Source organism: Bacillus sp. C1 (assembly GCF_054570475.1).
Map to the genome: position 1 here is coordinate 594,240 of NZ_JBTMZT010000001.1, position 20,883 is coordinate 615,122.

Genomic DNA, 20,883 nt, shown 5'->3' on the forward strand with positions numbered 1-20,883 from the left:
AGGATGGATTTGAAAAAATTCGATGGGATAATTGATGCTGTGCAGCGGACAACTTGTACGCCGATTAATGATAAGCAACAAGCAGCATTTAGGAAAAAATATGATTTTGAGCCAAAGTTTGAATACGGACGTGATGAAAATGGCCATTATGTTATTCGAACTTCAAAGAAAATGTTAGAAGAAATGGAATTTTACTTAGCTTTAAAGTATGATCGTGAAGGCATTGATTTGTATATGTATGCTGAAATTGATGACGTATGTTATGTATCTGTTAGTTACGGAGAAGATGCTCTTCATTTACAAGAGTTATTTCAGTTTTTAGAAGATAATAAATAAAAAAGTCCTCGGTGGAGGACTTTTTTATTATGTTTAAAACATGATAAATAAACCTGGGAGCTAAATTCGATACAGACAGGGTATAAGAAAGTAGATGTATTGTGAGGATAAAATAATGGAATTATAAGCTGGAAGCACGGCGAGAGCGTTCAATTGGAAATGGAATGATTTGGGCCATATGGTTTCGACTGAATTGCTTTGTGCGCGCATGACGTAGTATATATAATGTGAAGAGTATAGCGACAGGAATAGCACCATACAAGCCGAAAAGTAAAGCGCTTACAGAAGATGCGACAAAACCAAATATACCAATTTCTAATTCCTCCATAATTGCCCCGAGAATAGCAGGAATAGCTCCACAAGTAACTCCGAATATAAGTGCTAGAATTACATTCATGTTCTTCCCCCTCTTTTTTTGCAGTTTTATTTTCGCTTCATTTTCTATTATTTGTATTATAACACAAATTAAACGGAATTTTCAGAAAAAGTTCAAAGAATGTTCAAAATTTATTGAGAAACGTACTTGATAAAGTGAAAATAAAAAAGTTCTGTAGATATTACTCATCTATCAGGAGATATTACAAAGCAAGAGAAAATAAAAAAGCAGGCTTATTTCATATTTATGAAATAAGCCTGTTCCATAGGAGGATGTATATATGTAGAGTGAATAAAAGGATGGAAAAGGGGGTCCGATTCCTTTTATTCAACTAACTACCTTAGTAAAGTGAAACTTTAATTAGTGGAAGGCTTTATTATCCCCCACCAATTGGGCTTTTATGGGCAGTAAGATTTCCCACCCATCGTGGGAGATCTTACTGCCCGCGAATAGCGGGGTAAATAGGAACCCAGCCCTCTGTTGTAACAAAAATACGAATAGCTACAACTTGGCGATCATCTTGTAAAGTAAAATAGTGTCTTGTATTTTCTGGTACAGAGATTAAATCACCGGGCTCAAGTTCAACATCGAAAAAGCGATCATCTTTACCTTGGATGGCAAAAATACCATGTCCGCTGACAATAAAGCGTACTTCATCGTCAGTATGATGATGCTCTTGTTTAAAGTTAATTAATAAATCATCGAGATTAGGCGTTGTATTTGAAAGGGAAATAACATCGTGCGCCTTATAACCTCGGCGTTCTGAAACATCAGTAATTTCGCTTGAGAATACTGTTAAAATTTCTTTTTTGTTTTCATCAGTTAAGGAATAGTTCTCTTGTAAATGAGAGGGAAGTTTTGAAATATCCCATTTCTCATATAAAACACCTTCTCCTTGTAAAAATTGCTCCACTTCCACTTCATTTTCAATACGTGTGTTTCGTTCATGAATACGAATTTGCGCCATGTGAAACGCCTCCTTGAATTGATAATAGTTTTATATAAAATTGGAATAAAAACTCATATGCCTCTAATCTTTTCTTTGCATCAAAGCTATCTTTTCCCCAAACGGTAATGCCATGATTGCGAATCAATATAGCCCCAGTATCATCATGAATATGTTTTCGGAAATCTTCTCCTAACGTTGGAATATGAGCATGATTTTCAATGATTGGAATTTTGATAGATGCTCCTTCTTCCCATATATTAAGAGCTTTAATAATTTCTTGATTCGAAAGTAAAACTTCTTTTTCATATATGTTTGTAATCACATTGTTATCAATTGTATGAATATGTAAGACACATCCAGCCTCTGTATGATTGTAAATATGAGTGTGCAACAAGGTTTCTGCGGAAGGGCGTAAATCGGTTTCTAAAACAGCCTTTCCTGTATGATCAACTAATAGAAAATCATCAGGCGTAATTTTCGTTTTATCTCTTCCACTTGCTGTAATAAGGAAGGTAGTTGGAGCGTCGCCTACTTTTATTGAAATATTTCCGCTTGTAGCAGGAAACCAGTTGCGATCCGTTAATTCTTTCTTTAGTTTACTTAACTCTTCCCATTTGTGAAAAAGCTGTTTCATTTTATCACCTCAAGCAATTGTTTAACTTCTGTCTGTATGTCATAAAACGTTTCAAATGCTGTATAGGAAATTTGGTGTTCTTGGCATTTTGTGATAAGAAAGTCACGAGCAAATACTTTATCAGCAAGTTTTGCTGCTTGTAAATCGGTAATTGAATCTCCAATGACAATGTTGAAATCGTTTGTTGAACTTAATCGCTGAATTAATGTTGATTTACAAAGACCGCATTGATTCTTGCAATGTTCATCACATGGATGTGGCCAGTTCACTTTAATTGTTTCACCGGAAAAATTAGTCGTATTACAATAAATGTGTTCAGGACTAATGATTCCTTCTAGAAGGGGATAGACGAAAAAGTCCATTCCTCCTGATATAATGTGAAGTGAAATTTGATTTGTTTGAATAAACTGTACAAATTCTTGGAATCCAGGGCGAATCACCGCGGTTTCTTTTATAAAAGTAGTGATATCCTCTTGTAAACTTGTAGATAAAAGGGAAAATAGTTTCCCTACCCCTTCTTGAATAGATATTTCTTGTGATAGAATCTTTTGTTTAATTGTTTTGGCTTCTGGTGGAGCGAATTTCTCCATGATGGCAACGATATTATCATTGTTCGTAATCGTACCATCGAAGTCACAAAAAATTTGAAGACTCATAGTTTCACCTCGTGAGATGGATTTCCCCACAATTGCAGTGAAGCATGTAAATCAGTGTTACCTGCTTCACGCAATGGGATTCCTTGCAAAGTGGCATCAATTGCTGCTCGAAATGCTTTTCCTCCGCCTTGTGCCCCGGCTGGATGACCGTGAATACCACCGCCTGCATTAATGACAACATCCTTGCCAAAATCTCGAAGGATAAATGGAACAAAACCAGGATGAATGCCAGCTGATGGAACAGGGAAGCTTTGTTCTAAAGACGGATCTTTTTCAGTTAGTTTATTTGTAATAAGAAGAGCTTCTTTTTGTTCTAATGCAACACTGCCGTATGGTGATGGAAATAAAGAGAAGTCTGCACCAGCATAACGAAGTAATTTTCCAAGTAACAATGGTGAAGAAATCCCATATAATTTTGATGATGTATAAGCACCGCTAACAGCAGGGTGCGCCATAATAGGAATAGAAATATCCTTATCCTCAGCAAGAGATTGCAATACATCTAGTCCGTACGAGAATACATTGAATAGAAGAACATCTGCACCAGCTGAGATGGCACGTTTTGCATTTTCTTTTAGATCGTAGGTACGCCCTGTTAAATTTACTGCATATAAAGTCTTATGCCCATATGTTTCGTATACAGACTGTAATACTTCTTTTCCAGCAGAAATTCGTTTTGTGAGTGGTGTTAATGAATTTTCAAATAAGATTTCATCATCTTTTACAATATCTACACCACCAATTGCTTGATCACGAAGCTGTGTTTTTAAATATCCGATATTGCGTCCAATCATTCCTTTGAAAATGCTCATGAGAAGTGGACGGTCATGGACCTTTAACTGATTTCGAATGCCCTCAATACCAAACTTCGGACCAGGAAAATATTTTTTTAAATCGTCTGAAAATGTTAAGTCAATTAGTTTGATTTCACCATCTAGTGATAATTTCCCAAAAGTTGTTGTTAAAATGGCCGGTAGATCTGGGCTGAAATTTAGTGATGGATAATGAATTTTAATGAGTCCACGTGTTACTTCTTTTTCAAGATATGTATTTACACGTTTTTGGTCATTCAACGCTTCAACATGAATGACATTACCTTTATGTTGTTTTAATTGTTCTTGTAGTAAATGTGGTAAATGAGTCCATGAACCAATTGTTAAACCGAGAGCAATTTGCTCGGCTTTTTTGTTTAAATTATGAGAATCATCATGGATTAAATAGGTTGCTGTTATTCCACTCATTTTTATAACCTCCTAGTTAAATAAAAAAACCTCTCAGCTAAGGAGAGGTTTTTTTACAACCAGCTCCTTATCTGTCAGCGTAATGCTGCGAGAATTAGCACCGTGTCTACAATTGTAGATCGGTTGCCGGGTTTCGTCGGGCTCGTCCCTCCACCTGCTCTTGATAAGAAGTATTTTGAAATGTTTGAATTTTTTCGTTATCTGAATTTTGACAGAGTTTTTTTAGGATGTCAATGTTTTTTTGAAAATTTTTAATTTATCAATTCGTTGAATGGCTTCTTGTAGTCGTTCTTCTGTATGTAATAATCCAACGCGAACGTAGCCTTCGCCATGTTCACCGAATCCGACTCCAGGTGCAACTGCTACGTGTGCTTGTTCTAGTAATAAGTCGGTAAATTGTTCCGATGTATAACCGTTAGGAACAGGAAGCCATGCAAAAAATGAACCATTTGGTGCGACAACATCCCAGCCAATTGAATGACAAGCTGAAATGAGTGTATTTCTTCGTGATTCATAGCGTTCAACCAGCTCATTTACACAAGTTTGTGAACCGAGTAGTGCTTCGCAAGCTGCCTCTTGTACAGCACCAAAAATGCTGACATACATATGATCTTGTAGTAAATTGATCGTTTCAATGACACTTTCGTTACCGATAGCAAAGGCGATGCGCCAACCGGCCATATTAAATGTTTTTGATAGTGTGTAAATTTCAATGCCAACATCTTTTGCACCATCTGCTTGTAAGAAACTAGTTGGTTTGTTACCCTCAAAACCAATTGCTCCATAAGCAAAGTCATGAATGACTAAAATATCATTTTTATTCGCAAATGCAATTGTTTCTTCAAAGAACTCTTTTGACGCGATAGCACCAGTTGGGTTATTAGGATAATTTAAAAACATTAATTTTGCTTGTGTAGCAATAGAATTATCGATTTTTGTGTAATCTGGTAAAAAATTATTTTCTGCTAATAACGGCATCTTTTCAAAGCTTGTTTTGGCTAAAGCGACACCAGATAAATAGTCAGGATATCCTGGGTCGGGTACAAGGATTGTATCACCAGGGTTTGTGAAACAAAGTGGTAATTCTACTAGTCCTGCTTTTCCACCAAATAAAATAGCAACTTCTGTTTTTGGGTTAACTTTGACGCTGTATTCACGCTCATAGAACGTAGCAACGGCTTCTTTTAAGTTTTCATGTCCGCGAAATGGCGGATATTTATGATGAACCGTTTTTTCTGCTGCACGTTGTAAAGCTGTTACGATATGCGGCGGTGTTGGCTGATCTGGATTACCTTGCCCTAGATTGATAACATCGTGACCTGCTGCAACCACTTTGTTAACTTTTGCAACAAGCGAAGCGAAAAACTGTGTTGGTAACGAAGTTACAATCTCGGAAGGTTGAAAATGTTTCATACTTTCCACCTCTTTTGAAAATTGTTACAATTCTAGTGACAAATGATATAACCTTTCTAAGTTTTTGTAAAGAAAAATTGAAAATGAGGTGGATAAAATGAAAGTCGCATGTATTCAAATGGATATTGCTTTTGGAGATGTGAAAATAAATATTGAACATGCAAAGAAAAAAATAGAAGAAGCGATGCAAGGAGAACCAGACGTTATCGTATTACCGGAACTTTGGACGACTGGTTATGATTTAGAAAGGCTTCTAGAAATTGCAGATGTGGAGGGAATTAAAGTAAAACAACTTCTTTCAGAATGGGCACAGCAATATGATGTAAATATTGTTGGTGGTTCTATTGCAAAGCAAACAGATCAAGGGGTTACGAATACGATGTATATAGTGAATCGTGAAGGGAAATTGCAAGGTGAGTATAGCAAGGTCCATTTGTTCCAGTTGATGAATGAACATAACTATTTAATAGCGGGTGGTGGGACAGGAGAATTTACACTGGATGGTGTGCAGTGCGGTGGTGTCATTTGTTACGATATTCGTTTTCCGGAATGGATGCGTGTTCATACTGTCAGGGGCGTAAATGTATTATTCGTTGTAGCAGAATGGCCACTTGTTCGCTTAGCGCACTGGCGTTTACTTCTTCAAGCGAGAGCGATTGAAAATCAATGTTACGTGGTTGCGTGCAATAGAGCAGGAGAGGATCCAAATAATATGTTTGCTGGACATTCTCTTATTGTTGATCCATGGGGAGAAGTGGTAGTGGAAGCAGGAGAAGAAGAATCAATTTTACAAGGGAATTTAAACTTAGAAAAAATTAAGGAAGTGCGTAAGGGTATTCCTGTTTTTGCAGATCGACGTCCAGAATTATATAAATAAAAATGTTGACAAATGATTTTTATTCTTGTTATAGTCTGAATCAGAAAGTTAAAAATTCGAATAAATCATGCAACTCTTATCAAGAGCAGGTGGAGGGATATGGCCCGATGAAACCCAGCAACCGACCGTAATACCATTGTGAAATGGGGCGCTTATGCGCCAAAAAGGCACGGTGCTAATTCCAGCAGAAAGAATAGCTTTCTGACAGATAAGAGGTGAGAAGATAAACTTCAAACCTCTTTCTTCATGGAAAGAGGTTTTTCTTATGATGAAAAGCCTCTGAATTAAAAAAGGAGGATAAGAAAATGGGATATCGTTCATTAACAAAAGAAACAGCGGTTCAGTATGTAAAAGAGCATGGATATTTTCAGAAAGAGGCAAAGATAACTTGTCATGAAATAGGAGATGGAAACTTAAATTACGTATTCCGGCTCCATGATGGGGAGCACGGTATGATTGTAAAACAGGCTCTTCCGTATGCGAAAGTTGTTGGAGAAAGCTGGCCACTTTCGATAAAAAGGGCGACAATTGAAAGTCAAGCACTGCAAATTTTTGCAAAATATGTACCGGAATATGTTCCAGAAGTATACGGTCATGATGAAGAGTTAGCAGTGACTGTAATGGAAGATTTATCGGCTCTTACCATTACTCGTAAAGGGTTGATAGAAGGGGAAGATTATCCGCTTTTATCTCAGCATATCGGACGCTTTTTAGCGCACATTTTGTTTTATACATCAGATTTTGGCCTATTAACAGAAGAGAAAAGAGTGTTAGACGGACAGTTTGTAAATCCTGATCTTTGTAAAATTACAGAAGATCTTGTGTTTACAGATCCGTTTGGAAATTATGAAACAAACGATTATGAGAAAGAGTTGAAATCTGTCCTAGATGAACTTTGGTGTGACAAGAAATTAAAATTACAGGTAGCACAGTATAAATATAAATTTTTAACTAGAAAAGAAGCGTTAATTCATGGTGATTTACATACAGGTAGTATTTTTTCATCAACTGCTGAAACGAAGATAATTGATCCGGAGTTCGCCACATTTGGACCGCTTGGATTTGACTTTGGTCAATTTATTGCAAATTTATTGTTGAATGCTCTATCAAGAGAAGACGAGAAACGAAATATTCTATTCTACCATATTGAAAAAACATGGAGTAATTTTGTACAAACATTTACAAAGCTATGGGTACTAGAAGGGATAGGACCGTATACAAAGGAGAAACAATGGCTTGCGATTATATTGCAAAATATTTTTGCTGATGCAGTTGGATTTGCTGGTTGTGAAATTATTCGTCGAACAATTGGATTAGCACATGTAGCAGATTTAGATGACATAGAGGATAAGAATAGAAGAATTCAAGTGAAAAAACATGCATTATATTTAGGGCGAGAATTATTGTTACATGAAACGGCAGGTGCGGATATTCGTTTGTTCCAAACATTATTTCAACGTATTGTATCTGGAGGGATAAAAGCATGAGTAAGACAGTTGCTGTTCCGCGCTCTGTAAGTTGGAAGGGAGATTCTATTGCTTTATTAAATCAAACGAGATTACCACATGTTGTAGAATATAAAACGTTGAACAGTATTGAAGATGTGTGGAAAAGTATTGTTATGTTAGAAGTACGAGGAGCACCTGCAATTGGTATTACTGCTGCTTTTGGTTTAGCGCTTGCAGCAAAAAAATATAATGTTACAAATATGGTTGATTTTGAAAAAAAATTCAAACGAGATTGTAATTACTTAGCAACTTCACGCCCGACAGCTGTTAATTTATTTTGGGCAATTGATCGTATGAGTACCTCTATTAAGGGGGAAACAAAAATGAAAGAAGCGATAAAGATATTAGAAGCGGAAGCACTTAAAATTCAACGAGAAGATGAAATTGTGTGCCGTAGTATTGGAGAACATGCTTTAACTAGATTTAAAGATGGAGATTCTATTGTAACGATTTGTAATGCTGGAAGTATTGCTACGGCAAGATACGGTACAGCGCTAGCTCCATTCTATATTGGAAAAGAACGTGGGGTGAACTTACATGCTTATGCATGTGAAACAAGACCTGTTTTACAAGGGGCACGCCTTACGACATGGGAATTGCAACAAGCTGGTGTTGATGTAACGCTTATTACAGATAATATGGCGGCCCATGTGATACGGACAAAAAATATTTCTGCTATTATTGTGGGAGCAGATCGAATTGTCGCAAACGGTGATACAGCCAATAAAATAGGAACCTTACATTTAGCTATACTGGCAAAATATTTTCAGATTCCTTTTTATGTTGCTGCCCCGCTTTCTACATTTGATATTACAAAGAAAATAGGCGCTGAAATTGTGATTGAAGAACGAGACGAATGTGAGGTTACAAAGATTTTTGGAAAACAAATTGCTCCAGAGGGAGTCGGTGTTTATAATCCTGCTTTTGATGTAACGCCTCATGATCTTATTACTGGGATTATTACTGAAAAAGGGATTTTACAAGGGGATTATGAAGTAGCAATCGCTTCATTATTTGAGAAAACAAGTTATATAAATACAAATTGAAAAAATGACATAAAACCATTCTTTTTAGGTGGGAGAGAGCATCCGGCCATGCATAGAAGCGGTCAGCCCCTCTTCCTGCCCCATGCCAAGTGAAAACAAAGAGAGAAAATGAGTGTAGTACACTTTTTGTTCTTCATAGCAGCGAGTTATGTGTCGAAAAATCAAAATGGATATATATAGATGGGTATTGAAAGACTAACATGAAATCATTCCTTTTTGGCGGGAGAGAGCATCTGCTAGATGGATAGGGGCGGTTAGTGCTTTTTCAGCCCCATGCCATATGAAAACAGAGGGAGAAAATGAGTGGAGAACTTCAGTTGTTTTCATAACTGCGACTTACATGTTTGAAAATTACAAGATAGATATAATATCCGGTTTTTCTTACTGCCCAATTTCTTTTCTAGTACTTATTTATTTAATAGGAAGGAGGGGGGATAGATGGAGGAATGGATATCTATGATCGGTAATGTTGGATTTCCAATCGTTGTGACATTATATTTACTTCATCGTATTGAGAGTAAATTAGATGGCGTCATTGTCGCGATCGAGAAATTACCACAACAGATGACAAGATATGAATAGCCGCATGAAACGAAGTGAAGGAAAAGGTTTATGCTTTCAAGAAGCATAAGCCTTTTTCATAATTAAAAGAGTCATTGTGCTGTATAGCCTCCATCGATAACAACAGCCTGACCAGTTACTCCTTTTGTTTTTTCACTTGCTAAAAATAAGGCATAATTAGCAATTTCATCTACAGTTAGCAGTCGTTTTTGTGGTACGAGTGGGTAAATAACGTCTTCTAATACCCCTTCTAGTGGAACATTTCTTGTTGTCGCTAAATCTTGGAGCTGATTTCGAACAAGCGGTGTATCAACATAGCCTGGGCAGAGGGCGTTTACTGTAATTCCATGTGTAGCGCCTTCTAAAGCAGCAACCTTTGTTAAACCAATTACACCATGCTTTGCGCTATTATAAGCGGCCTTTCCGGAAAATCCAACAAGTCCATTAATAGAAGCCACATTAATAATTCGTCCATACTTTTGTTTTTTCATAATTGGAAAAGCATGTTTTATTGCAATGAACGGCGCAATTTGCATAATTTTAATAAGAAGTTCAAACTTCTCAGTTGGGAACTCTTCAATTGGTGAGACGTGTTGCATACCTGCGTTATTAATGAGTACATCCAATGAACCGAAGTTTGTAACTGTTGCAGCAATTGCGGATGATATTTCTTGTTCGGATGTAACATCACATTTTAAACCGATTGCTTCATAGCCTTTTCTTTGTAATTGTTCAGCAGCTTCCTGTGCACGATCTTCAAGGCGATCACTAATCACCACTTTAGCCCCTTCTGTTGCAAACGCATACCCCATTTCATAGCCAATACCACTTGCAGCACCTGTTAAAAAGACGACACGATTTGTAAACATGCTGAAAAACACTCCTTTATATAAGATTCATCTTAATGCTCTATTTAGAGAGAAGAGGATAAAAATCCTGCAAAGATTTGGAAAAATACAATTAGCTATCTTGCTTTGCAAAGTAGCTTTTGCTATACTATTTGGTAAAGCAAGATACTTATGCTTATCTATCTTGTAAAACAAGGTAGAGGAAGGATTTTGATTATGTCGACAAGCCAAATGCTGAAAGGGATCTTAGAAGGGTGTCTCCTTGCAATTATTTCTGAAGGAGAAATATATGGATATGAAATGAGTGAGAAGTTAGCTAGCTATGGTTTCACAATGGCAAGTGAAGGAAGTATTTATCCGTTATTAATACGAATGCAAAAGGAAGGGCTAATTACGAGCGTAATGAAGGAATCACCATCTGGTCCGAAGCGGAAATATTACACATTAACAGAAAAAGGTGAAGATGCTTTAGATGAATTTATGGAACGCTGGGAAATGATGCAAAGTAGTGTAGAACGTTTACTGGAAGGAAAGGGGAGAAGAGGGTAATGCACGTTTCTAAAGAAGGAGAAAAGTTCTTAATAGATATGAAGGTATACCTATTAATGAAAGGCAGAAAAGAAGAGGATATTGAGTCATTTTTAGAGGATGCAGAGCTACATTTAATAGAGGGGGAAAAGGATGGGAAAACAGTTCAAGATATTTTTGGACATTCACCAGAAGCGTATGCAGAGGAATTAGCAAAGGAAATGGAAGGGGCTAAAAAAGAAAACTTTAAACTATTAGTTTTATTTATAATTGGGGTTCTTGCATATTGGTGTGTTCCAGATTTGTTATTTCATGGAACAGATGAAGCTGTATTTGTATCATTAATAAGTTTAATTGGATATCCAATTGTACTGGCTATTAGTATCCCTATGGGGCTTATAGCTTTTCGTAAGTCAACATTTATAACAAGTAAGTTAAAGGAGTTTTCTATTCTATATATATGTATAGCAATTTTGCCTATTATATTAATTGTTTGTATTATGTTATTAAACAAATGGTACGAACCACCACTTTTTTATTTATCTCCATTGCAAAGTTATATATTGGGTGGCTTATTGCTATTCTTAGCGGCTATTATAAATATGCGTTTAGCAGGTTGGATGGGATTGCTTCTAGTAGTTATATTATTTACCATTATGTTTGTATTTGAATGTACAGCAATTAAGGATACAAAATTTGACGTTCTAGAGCCAGTATTTTTATATGGAAGTTTAATTTTATTGATGAACATAGATTTAAAGAAAACTGAAACGTCTAAAATGTAAAGAAAGAATATACCAACTTATAAGAGTAATATAGTAAAATATGTTTTGTACATAATAAAAAAGGCTGCTTTGGATAGATTAGAGATCCTTACAGCCGAACTAGAATAATTTGTTTTTAAACAGTGACATTGTTGTTACTGTTTTTTTCTGTGTAATAAAGGGCTTTGCAAAGCGAGATTTTTCTGTTCACTTGTTAATAAAGATTCAATGTGGACTTGGTTTGGACGAGGAATAATAGGATACATAAGATTAGTGGAAGAAGGGTGATGCTCAGAACCGGTTGGGGAATGTGGATCTGCATGGGTTAGCTTTCCGTTAATACGCCTTGTAAATAAAATATGTCCAATCTCATGAGCAAGTGTATATATGTTTTTCATTGGAGAAGCAGCATTGGTAAGGATAATATAACCCGTGAGGATTTTGTTTATAACGAATGAATAGGCACATGCAATTACAGATCGTTCTCTAAAATAATTACTTCCGATATAACAAATATAAATATTACAATGTGGAACTTGTGATGAACAGCTGTTAAAAAAAGAAGACAGTTTAGGTTGTTTTTGGATAGAATCAATATAACTAATTTCACCATCATGAAATCTAAATGATTCATTGAGTTTAATGACATCTTTAATGTGAAATGAAATCGGGTGCCAGATGGATTCGGCAACTGCTAAGTCTTTGGCGATACGGTCGTTTGTAATATCGGAGCCAGGGGCAATACAAATACATACATTTACGTATGGGTCCATTAGAAACACCTCAAATGGAAAACAGTTTACTACTATACTATGTAGCAAGAGAGTGTTATGTATGGACATAATCCCTATAAATGGGTGTATTTTAGCTTGGTTTATGAAAGAAGTCGGAAAATATTCATAGTTTAATCAGATGATATGTGATTCATTCTGTTATAGTAAAAGAAAGGGGGAGAATGTATGTATACATTAAAAATTGTATCAGATCGAGAAGCTGTTTATCAGTTTGCAAGTTATGTAAGAATGGTTCAAGGGGTAGAGAAAGTGTATGTGGAGGTTGGAGAAGCTTTATATGAACATCCACTTATGAAATTTTATGTACATATAACGATTGAAGAGATATATGAAAAACAAAAAGCGTTACAAGAAATCTCTCGATTAGTAGAATTAGGTCGTTTTACATATGTTCATTATCGAAATGAAGAGATTGAAAAGGCATTTGAAGCAGTTAAATATGAAAGTTTTCGAAAATAAAAGTAATGAGAAGGGAGCGATTGCTTCCTTTTTTTGTTACCATAATATTTTTTTACATAGCACAAAAAAATAAGGAATTTTGCTATGATAAGGAAGGGAAAAAAGAGAGGAGTGTTTATACAATGGGGTATATCGAAGAGTTACGAAAGTCCGTCGGTACAAGGCCGTTAATTCTTGTAGGATCGGCAGTAATTATTTTAAATGAAAAACAAGAAGTATTGCTTCAATACCGCTCGGATACATATGATTGGGGGTTACCCGGTGGTGCAATGGAGTTAGGTGAAACAACGGAAGAAACAGCTCGGCGAGAGCTTTTTGAAGAAACAGGGTTAGAAGCGAAGACGTTGCAGTTTCTTGGTGTTCTTTCTGGAAAAGAAGTATATTATCGCTATCCGAATGGGGATGAAATTTATAATGTGATTCATCTATACCAAGCGTATCACGTAAGCGGAAAAATAGAGTTAGATGAAGAAGGATTGGCTCTTAAGTATTTTCCTGCTGAAAAATTACCTCGGTTAAACAAAACAACAGAGAAAATATTACAAAAATTCTTGTACGCATTAACAGAATAAAATTTCGATTCTTTCTATTTTTATTATATTAAATATTTTGATTTTTTAGCATGTTTGTAGTATGATAAATTTAGATATACATCTTATGTTACTCCACCTAAAAACTTACTAGGATACATAAGAGAGGGGCAAGTGCAAGATGCATAATGTAGTCATTACAGCCGCAGTTCGTTCGCCAATTGGGACTTTTGGTGGAGCGCTAAAAAATGTAACGCCAGTAGAATTAGCTGTTCCTGTACTTCAAGAAGCTGTTAAAAGAGGCGGAGTAGAACCTCATGAAGTGGATGAAGTCATTTTAGGACATTGTATTCAAAGAACAGACGAAGCAAATACAGCGCGAACAGCTGCATTAGCAGCAGGATTTCCGGAAACAGTTACAGGTTATACGATACAGCGTCAATGTTCTTCAGGTATGCAAGCGATTATGTCAGCAGCAATGCAAATTCAGTTAGGTGTAAGTGATGTTGTTGTTGCAGGCGGAGTAGAAGCGATGAGTTCAAGCCCTTATGCATTAAAACAACACCGATGGGGACAACGTCTTCAGCATGGAGAGATTCGTGATACGGTGTGGGAGGTTTTAGAAGATCCAATTCATCATATTATGATGGGGGAAACAGCGGAAAATTTAGTTGAACAATATGAGATTACAAGAGAGGAACAAGATGAAGTCGCGCTGCGTAGTCATCAATTAGCGATTCAGGCAATTGAATCAGGCTATTTTGATGAACAAATTGTTCCTATTACAATAAAAGAACGTAGAAAAGAAGTTATATTCTCCAAGGATGAACATCCGCGTGCTGATATTACAGCTGAGAAGTTGGCAAGTTTAAAGCCAGCATTTCGTAAAGACGGATCAGTAACTGCTGGGAATGCGTCTGGTATTAATGATGGAAGTGCGGTTTTAGTATTAATGAGTGAAGAAAAGGCTAAAGAGAAAGGCTTACAACCATTAGCTAGAATCGTTGGTTATTCTGTAGCTGGGGTAGACCCGAAGATTATGGGAATTGGTCCAGCACCAGCAATTCGTAAAGGTTTAGAGAAAGTAAATTGGTCATTAGAAGATGCCGATTTATTAGAAATCAATGAAGCCTTTGCAGCACAATATTTAGCTGTTGAGAAAGAACTTGGCTTAAATCGTGAAAAAGTAAATGTGAATGGAAGTGGTGTTGGGCTTGGGCATCCAATCGGTTGCACAGGTGCACGTATTACAGTAAGTTTAATTCACGAATTAAGAAGACAAGGTTTAGAAAAAGGTATTGCATCTCTTTGCGTCGGTGGGGGCATTGGGGTCGCTTTATTTATAGAAACGTTGTAAAAAGAAGCAGCAATTTGCTGCTTCTTTTTTTGATAAGAGTTTACATTCATGATTGAAACAAATGATGAAATAAGCGGTCACGATTTTCGAAAAAAAGTTTCGTTGTTTGATAATGTTCCGTCTCTTCTAGGGTGGATTCGTAGATTCCTTCTTGTGTTAAAGAGTATATGGTCGTTTCTGGATAAGCCATTAAAATAGGAGAGTGCGTTGCAATAATGAATTGTGATCCTTGCTCAGCTAATTCATGCATCCGAATAAGCATTGAAAGTTGCCGCATTGGAGACAATGCGGCTTCAGGCTCATCTAAAATATATAAACTTTGTCCTGAAAAGCGATTCATAAATAAGGAAAAGAATGATTCACCGTGAGATTGCTCATGCAATGATATACCCCCATAGGAATTTACTGCATCAATCTCATCAATATAAGAAGCAACGTTATAAAACGACTCCGCACGTAGAAAGAATCCATCTTTTGGTGTAGCAAAGCTTTTCGTTACTCGAATATATTTGTGTAAGGATGAATGAGAATCATGTGTAGCGAAACGAAAATTCTTTGTACCACCTTCCGCATTAAAACCTAAAGCGATAGCAATTGCTTCTAACAATGTGGATTTACCAGTGCCATTTTCTCCAATAATAAATGTTACATTAGGATGAAAACTAAGTGATTGCAATGTTCGAATCGCGGGTAAGCAATACGGGTACATAGAAAAATTAGGAATCTGTTCTTTTTGCAAGGAGACATTTTTTAGAAAGGGTGTATGTTCATTCAAAATATATACCTCAATTCGTTGAAGATTTCGTTTCTAATATAGCAGCAAATACAAGAATAAAACAGCTTGCGACTAAAATTATAAATTGTAGAATTCCAAAAGCAAAGCCTTCCCATCCATATGTATTTTTCTTTAAGGTAAAAATCAATATTACGGTCATAAAGTGAAACTTTAATCAGTGGGGGCTTCATCCCCCACTGATTATTAGTTGAACCAATCGGGCTTTTACGGGCAGTTGATCTCCCATCTAACTTCTTTGCATTCGCTGAATTTTCAGGTGGGAGTTTTACTGCCCGCTCATGCGGGGTAAAACTTAATAGGCTTGCAATATATTTGATTATTTTTAAGTGTTTCCATAGACGAAATCCAATATATGTCGTTATAAAAAGTCCTAATAGAATAAGGAGAGATATAATCATTAATGGCAAAGTTATATCACCTCGATTTCCTAAATATTACATCATAATTGTATCATTGAAAGTGTAGATATTCCAATGTAAAAATAAGTATTGCAGATAAAGAATCGATATCGTTATGATAGAAGGTGTCTTACATAGAAAGGCTTTTAGTTTCAAAAAGAAGTAACGTATGCTATTTTCATTTGCACATCCTGCCATCCCTTTTTGCATGAAACAACGATAGATTTCAGCAAGAGGGAAAAGAAAATATGTGGAATATGCAAATGTAAACAGCGCTTAGCATAGTTACTGCTCATGTATTGTTAGTCCCGTATTTTCAAATTTTATAAATTGGGGGTATAATAGTATCCGGACTTGCCATTTTTTTGTATATTCATTGTTTCAGCAGTATATAAAATAAAAGAATAATCTAGTTAATTATGAATAAGAGTGTTAGGAGTAATAAGAAGATGAAAGTATGGAAAAGTATTTGTATTTTATGTAGTTCGATCATTCTGCTTAGCGGTTGTTTCCAAAAGGAAGAAAAAAAAGAGGTCAAGAAAGAATCTATTCCAGAAACAACTGAGTATGGTGGCAAGGAATTAAAGAAAGTTGGACAGGCTGTAAAAGAAAAAGATTGGGGTACATTTAAATTAGAACAACTACAACATGTGAATCAAACATTTGAAGTACTTCCAATGAAAATTCATATGCAAGATGTAAAGGTCATCACATTATCACAAATGAGTCAGGATGCAAAAGATACGTTAAAAGTATATACAGTGTTAAGTCCAGAAGAAATACAGCGCAGACTTGGAGATAAAGTCAATCGAGAAGATGCTGAGTTATATGCTTCGTTAAGTGGGAAAGACATTGGGGATAAAGTACGATATGTCGAAATTACATATAAGGTAGAAAATAGCGGAGATAAAGACATGCAATTTTTCTCAATGAATGATGTTACCATTAATGGAACACAGCAATTTAATGTTCCAAAACAAAACTTTTTATACGAAGAGGATACGCTTGTAGGTACAAAAAGTGTCACAAGAGAAGATTATAAGCCAGGAGAAGTAAGGGAAGGAATCATTGGATTAATACTTGATGATGAGAAACAAGAGATTAATCAAATTACATTTACAACTGATACTCTTGCAACCGGCGGTGATGCAAATAATACTGTTGTAGAACCACAAACATTTAACATCTCACTGTCTAAGTGAGATGTTTTTTTGTGTAGAAAATAAACAGGAAATTTGTCAAATTAAAGCGAATGTATTATAAAGTGCAAAGGGGGAAGAAAAATGGGGAAAAGATGTTACGAATGTGGTAGTAAAGAGATTGAAAAAGGAACGATAGCACCAGACCGAAAAAAATATCTTACTTTATTTGCACAAACAGCCGCAGAGGTAGAAATTTGTAAAAAATGCGGTACTGTTATCACAATAAAAGAGGAACATCCAAGCTATAAAAATCAACAAATAGACTGAAAAAGTATATCATTTTTACGTGTTTGATGACTGTTTATTTAAATAGGTTTCTACGGTTTGTAATTGTGCAGAAATTCGAAATGCTGCTTTCTGTTCTTGAAATTGTTTTTCATTATAAGGACCAAAACGACGATTGTTGTTCATATCAATAATCCAATAGTATTCGGCTTGTTTATTTGTAATGCTAGATTCTGGGTTATTTGGTGTAGTTTTTTCTTCAACTTGTTTTGCAATAATATATATATCGTCCCATGCAATTTCTACAATGTTAGCAGGGACATATTGTGTAGCGTATGCAGCATCTTGCTTTGGAAAAAGTTCAAATGCATTTCCGGAAGTTTTTATGAGTTCATATTCTTCATTGATGGTGTAAGCTGAATGGCTAGAGTTTGGTGTGCAACTAGTCAATAATATAATGGCGATTACGGTCATCAAGTGCTTCAATATGAGGCCCTCCTTAAAAATGCTTGTAGTAAACACATTGTACAAGAAAAGAAAAAAAAACGCCAATATATGAGTTGTTTACAATGTTTTTTAGAAATGGTACGATGAAACAGGTAAAAAAGGATACGAAGGAGTCGACATAAAATGAAGTTAAAGATGCATCGTCCAGCGATGGTAATGAATCGCATAGGTGCTTCCGTTATTGATATGTTTTTAATCTCTATTATGTATGGTGCGGTAGTGGCAATTGTAACAGGAAATTATGGAGCCATCTTCAATCGCTTTAATATAAGCTTAGGCGATTATCGATATGACTTTGCACTTGTTTTTATATTAATGGCTTTATATTTTATTTTTGTTCCATTTATATGGAACGGCTGTACAATCGGTAAAAAAATAACACGAATAAGACTTGTATCATTAACAAGTGAGAAGTTAACAATTCAAAGGCTAACAGTACGGTTCTTTGTATTGTTATTACCAAACATATTGTTACTTGGAATTCCGTCTATTTGTAATGTATATATGATGTTGTTTCGTCACGATAATTGTGGTTTTCATGATCTCATTATGAAAACAAAAGTGATGAGTCTTGTTTGAAAAGTAGTAGGATAGAAGGATACAGGTGTTTTATATAAATACAAATTAAAAACAACATAAAGTCTTTTTCAGGTGACCGAGAGCTTATGCTTATGTATAGTAGTGACTTGTATGTTGGAAAAATAAAATTTATATAACTTCTTAAATTTTTACAAAATTCGATAAATTAAAATTGGTATAATGAAGGTTATATAGGACAGACATTTCCTATAGAGTACCCTCCATATTGATGTAGGATGTATTAGAAAGTAAGCGAGCGAGCGCAAACTTTTTATACATCCTATTTTTTTGTTTAAAAGATTAACATATTTTGTATACTTATTTTTATCGGTCTAGTTTTTGCTCCATATTATAATAAGAAAAAATAGAAAATAAATAAGCAAACGTTTACAAGAAGTGATCTTGGCTTTTCCTGCTTGCAGAGCTACGGGCGAAAGGAGTATACTGAATGACGGTAAGACTTACAGAAGGAGTAATGACGATGAAGCTTGCAGGAAAAGTTGCCGTTGTAACTGGCGGTGGTATCGGTATTGGCCGTAGTACGGCTCTTTTGTTAGCAGAACAAGGTGCAAAAGTAATTGTGACAGATATTGATCAGAAAAATGGACAAGCAACAGCGGAGGAAATTGTAGAATTAGGTGGAGAGGCACTTTTTGTTACCCATGATATGGCGAAACAAGGGGACTGGAAACGTGTCATTGAAGCAGCTATTACCGCTTACAATCGTATTGATATGCTCTTTAATAATGCTGGATTATATAAAATAGATTCTACTTTCTCACGTCAACAAGGGAACGATTCCAATGCACTTTGTATTAATGACGTTTGGATAGAAATAAAGCAATTGACGTCATCTTTTATGAAACAGCAAGAAGAAGTGATGTTAAGTGATTTACCTATTTTTGGTGTTATTTGTACGAAAGAACAGTCACTTCATACAGTAGGAACCTTAGTATAATAATAGAAAACCGCCCCAAATACATATGTGGACGGTTTTTTTTGTATCCGTTTGAGATAAAGAAAGTGATATTTTAGCGAATGCGTTTTTCTGTTTTACTATCAAAGAAATGTGCTTTGTTCATATCGAATGCAAGTTGGATTTGATCACCATGTGTAAAGGAATGTCTTGCATCAACACGGGCTGCAAAATCTTGATTTCCAAGGTTCATATATAAAATAGATTCTGCCCCTAATAATTCTGCAACTTCAATTTGAGTTGTAAATGTTGTCCCTTGTGAAGCTTCTAAAAATAAAAGTTCATCATGAATATCCTCTGGACGAATTCCTAGTACAATTTCTTGATTTACGTAACCTTGTTCACGTAATAATTTCATTTTGCCTTCAGATACTTTAATCTTTACTTTATCATCTATAACAAAGTCTTGTTCTGTTAATTTACCACGGAAGAAATTCATTGCAGGAGAACCGATAAATCCACCAACGAAAATATTTTCTGGCATTTCATATACTTCTTTTGGAGAGCCAATTTGTTGAATCTTTCCATCTTTCATAACGACAAGGCGTGAAGCCATTGTCATCGCTTCTGTTTGATCGTGTGTTACATAAATTGTTGTTGTTCCAAGTCTTTGATGTAGTTTAGAAATTTCTGAGCGCATCGCTACACGTAATTTTGCATCTAGATTTGATAACGGCTCGTCCATTAAGAAAACTTTTGCATCACGAACAATCGCACGTCCTAGCGCAACACGTTGGCGTTGTCCACCAGATAATGCTTTTGGTTTTCGGTTTAAATATTCTGAAAGTCCTAAAATTTGAGCTGCGTCTTTTACACGGCGATCAATTTCGTCTTTTGGGATTTTACGAAGCTTTAATCCAAATGCCATGTTATCGTAAACGCTCATATGTGGATAGAGTGCATAGTTTTGAAAGACCATTGCAATATCACGATCTTTTGGAGGAACATCATTCATTACCTTACCATCAATAGAAAATTCCCCTTTTGAAATGTCTTCAAGTCCAGCTACCATTCGTAGTGTCGTCGATTTTCCGCATCCAGATGGACCAACGAAAACGATAAACTCTTTATCTTGAATGTGTAAATTGAAGTCTGTTACTGCTGTGACGTTATTATCATAGATTTTATAAACATTGTCTAACTTTAGTTCTGCCATGACTTTTCCCCCTAGAAAAATTATGCAAACGTTTTCTTTGGGTTTATTATAAACGAACGCACTTAATAAATAAAGCGTTTTCACATATTGGATAAAATATTTAATAAATAAAGCCTCTTCTCTTTGAGATTTGACTAAATTTCGAAAAAATGTAAACGCTATTTTCA

The 20,883-nt window shown here is 35.6% G+C and carries 25 protein-coding genes and 2 riboswitches; of the genes, 14 read left to right on the forward strand and 11 right to left on the reverse strand.

Features of this window, described 5'->3' with window-relative positions:
- The first annotated feature begins 3 nt into the window (after positions 1–3).
- A complete protein-coding gene (locus ACX5JI_RS03225; RefSeq protein ID WP_459499649.1) occupies positions 4–336 on the forward strand; it encodes a DUF3909 family protein in 333 nt (110 codons plus the stop codon).
- A 121-nt stretch (positions 337–457) separates the two neighbouring features.
- On the opposite strand, the gene ACX5JI_RS03230 is transcribed toward ACX5JI_RS03225, so the two are convergent.
- The 6 genes from ACX5JI_RS03230 to ACX5JI_RS03255 all read right to left on the reverse strand — a co-directional run bounded on the left by ACX5JI_RS03230 (position 458) and on the right by ACX5JI_RS03255 (position 5,605).
- Complete coding sequence (locus ACX5JI_RS03230; RefSeq protein ID WP_459499650.1) at positions 458–733, reverse strand: hypothetical protein; 276 nt, start codon at positions 731–733, stop codon at positions 458–460.
- 415 nt (positions 734–1,148) lie between these two features.
- Positions 1,149–1,679 carry an acireductone dioxygenase gene (mtnD, locus tag ACX5JI_RS03235; RefSeq protein ID WP_459499651.1) on the reverse strand — a complete coding sequence of 177 codons (531 nt, stop codon included), beginning with the start codon at positions 1,677–1,679 and terminating at the stop codon, positions 1,149–1,151.
- A complete protein-coding gene (locus ACX5JI_RS03240; protein ID WP_459499652.1) occupies positions 1,657–2,295 on the reverse strand; it encodes a methylthioribulose 1-phosphate dehydratase in 639 nt (212 codons plus the stop codon). The genes mtnD and ACX5JI_RS03240 overlap by 23 nt, the downstream gene beginning before the upstream one ends.
- Positions 2,292–2,951 carry a 2-hydroxy-3-keto-5-methylthiopentenyl-1-phosphate phosphatase gene (locus ACX5JI_RS03245; RefSeq protein WP_459499653.1) on the reverse strand — a complete coding sequence of 220 codons (660 nt, stop codon included), beginning with the start codon at positions 2,949–2,951 and terminating at the stop codon, positions 2,292–2,294. Before ACX5JI_RS03245 ends, ACX5JI_RS03240 begins: the two co-directional genes overlap by 4 nt.
- The gene (mtnW, locus tag ACX5JI_RS03250; protein WP_459499654.1) at positions 2,948–4,192 is read right to left on the reverse strand and encodes a 2,3-diketo-5-methylthiopentyl-1-phosphate enolase; all 1,245 of its coding nucleotides are present in this window, start codon (positions 4,190–4,192) and stop codon (positions 2,948–2,950) included. Before mtnW ends, ACX5JI_RS03245 begins: the two co-directional genes overlap by 4 nt.
- A gap of 64 nt (positions 4,193–4,256) precedes the next feature.
- Positions 4,257–4,362, reverse strand: a riboswitch (SAM riboswitch).
- Between the two features lie 52 nt (positions 4,363–4,414).
- Complete coding sequence (locus ACX5JI_RS03255; protein WP_459499655.1) at positions 4,415–5,605, reverse strand: pyridoxal phosphate-dependent aminotransferase; 1,191 nt, start codon at positions 5,603–5,605, stop codon at positions 4,415–4,417.
- Between the two features lie 97 nt (positions 5,606–5,702).
- Here ACX5JI_RS03255 and ACX5JI_RS03260 point away from each other — a divergent pair, with 97 nt between their 5' ends.
- From ACX5JI_RS03260 to ACX5JI_RS03275, 4 genes are all read left to right on the forward strand, one after another.
- Positions 5,703–6,482: a carbon-nitrogen family hydrolase gene (locus ACX5JI_RS03260; protein WP_459499656.1), complete on the forward strand. Its 780-nt coding sequence runs from the start codon at positions 5,703–5,705 to the stop codon at positions 6,480–6,482.
- Between the two features lie 73 nt (positions 6,483–6,555).
- Positions 6,556–6,697, forward strand: a riboswitch (SAM riboswitch).
- A 90-nt stretch (positions 6,698–6,787) separates the two neighbouring features.
- Entirely contained in the window at positions 6,788–7,969 is a 1,182-nt protein-coding gene (gene mtnK / locus ACX5JI_RS03265) for an S-methyl-5-thioribose kinase (RefSeq protein WP_459499657.1), read from the forward strand.
- Complete coding sequence (gene mtnA / locus ACX5JI_RS03270; RefSeq protein WP_459499658.1) at positions 7,966–9,036, forward strand: S-methyl-5-thioribose-1-phosphate isomerase; 1,071 nt, start codon at positions 7,966–7,968, stop codon at positions 9,034–9,036. The genes mtnK and mtnA overlap by 4 nt, the downstream gene beginning before the upstream one ends.
- Before the next feature lie 438 nt (positions 9,037–9,474).
- The gene (locus ACX5JI_RS03275; RefSeq protein ID WP_459499659.1) at positions 9,475–9,618 is read left to right on the forward strand and encodes a YvrJ family protein; all 144 of its coding nucleotides are present in this window, start codon (positions 9,475–9,477) and stop codon (positions 9,616–9,618) included.
- Between the two features lie 71 nt (positions 9,619–9,689).
- Here ACX5JI_RS03275 and ACX5JI_RS03280 read toward each other — a convergent pair whose 3' ends face one another.
- On the reverse strand, positions 9,690–10,466 hold the full coding sequence (locus tag ACX5JI_RS03280) for a 3-hydroxybutyrate dehydrogenase (protein ID WP_459499660.1): 777 nt from the start codon (positions 10,464–10,466) through the stop codon (positions 9,690–9,692).
- Between the two features lie 195 nt (positions 10,467–10,661).
- On the opposite strand from ACX5JI_RS03280, the gene ACX5JI_RS03285 reads away from it, so the two are divergent.
- Together ACX5JI_RS03285 and ACX5JI_RS03290 are read left to right on the forward strand one after the other, a co-directional pair.
- Positions 10,662–10,994, forward strand: a complete 333-nt coding sequence (locus ACX5JI_RS03285) for a PadR family transcriptional regulator (protein ID WP_459499661.1) — start codon at positions 10,662–10,664, stop codon at positions 10,992–10,994.
- A complete protein-coding gene (locus ACX5JI_RS03290) occupies positions 10,994–11,758 on the forward strand; it encodes a DUF1129 domain-containing protein (protein ID WP_459499662.1) in 765 nt (254 codons plus the stop codon). The genes ACX5JI_RS03285 and ACX5JI_RS03290 overlap by 1 nt, the downstream gene beginning before the upstream one ends.
- Positions 11,759–11,892: 134 nt before the next feature.
- On the opposite strand, the gene ACX5JI_RS03295 is transcribed toward ACX5JI_RS03290, so the two are convergent.
- Positions 11,893–12,510 (reverse strand): ImmA/IrrE family metallo-endopeptidase, encoded by a 618-nt coding sequence (locus ACX5JI_RS03295; RefSeq protein WP_459499663.1) that lies wholly within the window; start codon positions 12,508–12,510, stop codon positions 11,893–11,895.
- Positions 12,511–12,696: 186 nt separating this feature from the next.
- Between ACX5JI_RS03295 and ACX5JI_RS03300 the strand changes: the two genes are divergently transcribed.
- The 3 genes from ACX5JI_RS03300 (at position 12,697) to ACX5JI_RS03310 (ending at position 14,877) form a co-directional block, all read left to right on the forward strand.
- Positions 12,697–12,990, forward strand: a complete 294-nt coding sequence (locus ACX5JI_RS03300) for a DUF3928 family protein (protein WP_459499664.1) — start codon at positions 12,697–12,699, stop codon at positions 12,988–12,990.
- A 122-nt stretch (positions 12,991–13,112) separates the two neighbouring features.
- Positions 13,113–13,562, forward strand: coding sequence for an NUDIX hydrolase (locus ACX5JI_RS03305; protein WP_459499665.1), 450 nt, complete (start codon positions 13,113–13,115; stop codon positions 13,560–13,562).
- Positions 13,563–13,701: 139 nt separating this feature from the next.
- Entirely contained in the window at positions 13,702–14,877 is a 1,176-nt protein-coding gene (locus tag ACX5JI_RS03310) for an acetyl-CoA C-acetyltransferase (protein ID WP_459499666.1), read from the forward strand.
- Positions 14,878–14,923: 46 nt separating this feature from the next.
- Here the strand turns inward: ACX5JI_RS03310 and ACX5JI_RS03315 are convergent, their stop codons facing one another.
- Positions 14,924–15,586: an AAA family ATPase gene (locus tag ACX5JI_RS03315; protein ID WP_459500269.1), complete on the reverse strand. Its 663-nt coding sequence runs from the start codon at positions 15,584–15,586 to the stop codon at positions 14,924–14,926.
- Positions 15,587–16,520: 934 nt separating this feature from the next.
- Here ACX5JI_RS03315 and ACX5JI_RS03320 point away from each other — a divergent pair.
- Positions 16,521–17,273: a hypothetical protein gene (locus ACX5JI_RS03320; protein ID WP_459499667.1), complete on the forward strand. Its 753-nt coding sequence runs from the start codon at positions 16,521–16,523 to the stop codon at positions 17,271–17,273.
- An 81-nt stretch (positions 17,274–17,354) separates the two neighbouring features.
- Positions 17,355–17,540 (forward strand): hypothetical protein, encoded by a 186-nt coding sequence (locus tag ACX5JI_RS03325; protein WP_459499668.1) that lies wholly within the window; start codon positions 17,355–17,357, stop codon positions 17,538–17,540.
- A 15-nt stretch (positions 17,541–17,555) separates the two neighbouring features.
- On the opposite strand, the gene ACX5JI_RS03330 is transcribed toward ACX5JI_RS03325, so the two are convergent.
- On the reverse strand, positions 17,556–17,972 hold the full coding sequence (locus ACX5JI_RS03330; protein ID WP_459500270.1) for a DUF3997 domain-containing protein: 417 nt from the start codon (positions 17,970–17,972) through the stop codon (positions 17,556–17,558).
- 156 nt (positions 17,973–18,128) lie between these two features.
- On the opposite strand from ACX5JI_RS03330, the gene ACX5JI_RS03335 reads away from it, so the two are divergent.
- Both ACX5JI_RS03335 and ACX5JI_RS03340 read left to right on the forward strand, forming a co-directional pair.
- Positions 18,129–18,584 (forward strand): RDD family protein, encoded by a 456-nt coding sequence (locus ACX5JI_RS03335; protein WP_459499669.1) that lies wholly within the window; start codon positions 18,129–18,131, stop codon positions 18,582–18,584.
- Between the two features lie 448 nt (positions 18,585–19,032).
- A complete protein-coding gene (locus ACX5JI_RS03340) occupies positions 19,033–19,542 on the forward strand; it encodes an SDR family NAD(P)-dependent oxidoreductase (protein ID WP_459499670.1) in 510 nt (169 codons plus the stop codon).
- A 73-nt stretch (positions 19,543–19,615) separates the two neighbouring features.
- Here the strand turns inward: ACX5JI_RS03340 and ACX5JI_RS03345 are convergent, their stop codons facing one another.
- The gene (locus ACX5JI_RS03345; protein WP_459499671.1) at positions 19,616–20,716 is read right to left on the reverse strand and encodes an ABC transporter ATP-binding protein; all 1,101 of its coding nucleotides are present in this window, start codon (positions 20,714–20,716) and stop codon (positions 19,616–19,618) included.
- Between the last annotated feature and the right edge of the window lie 167 nt (positions 20,717–20,883).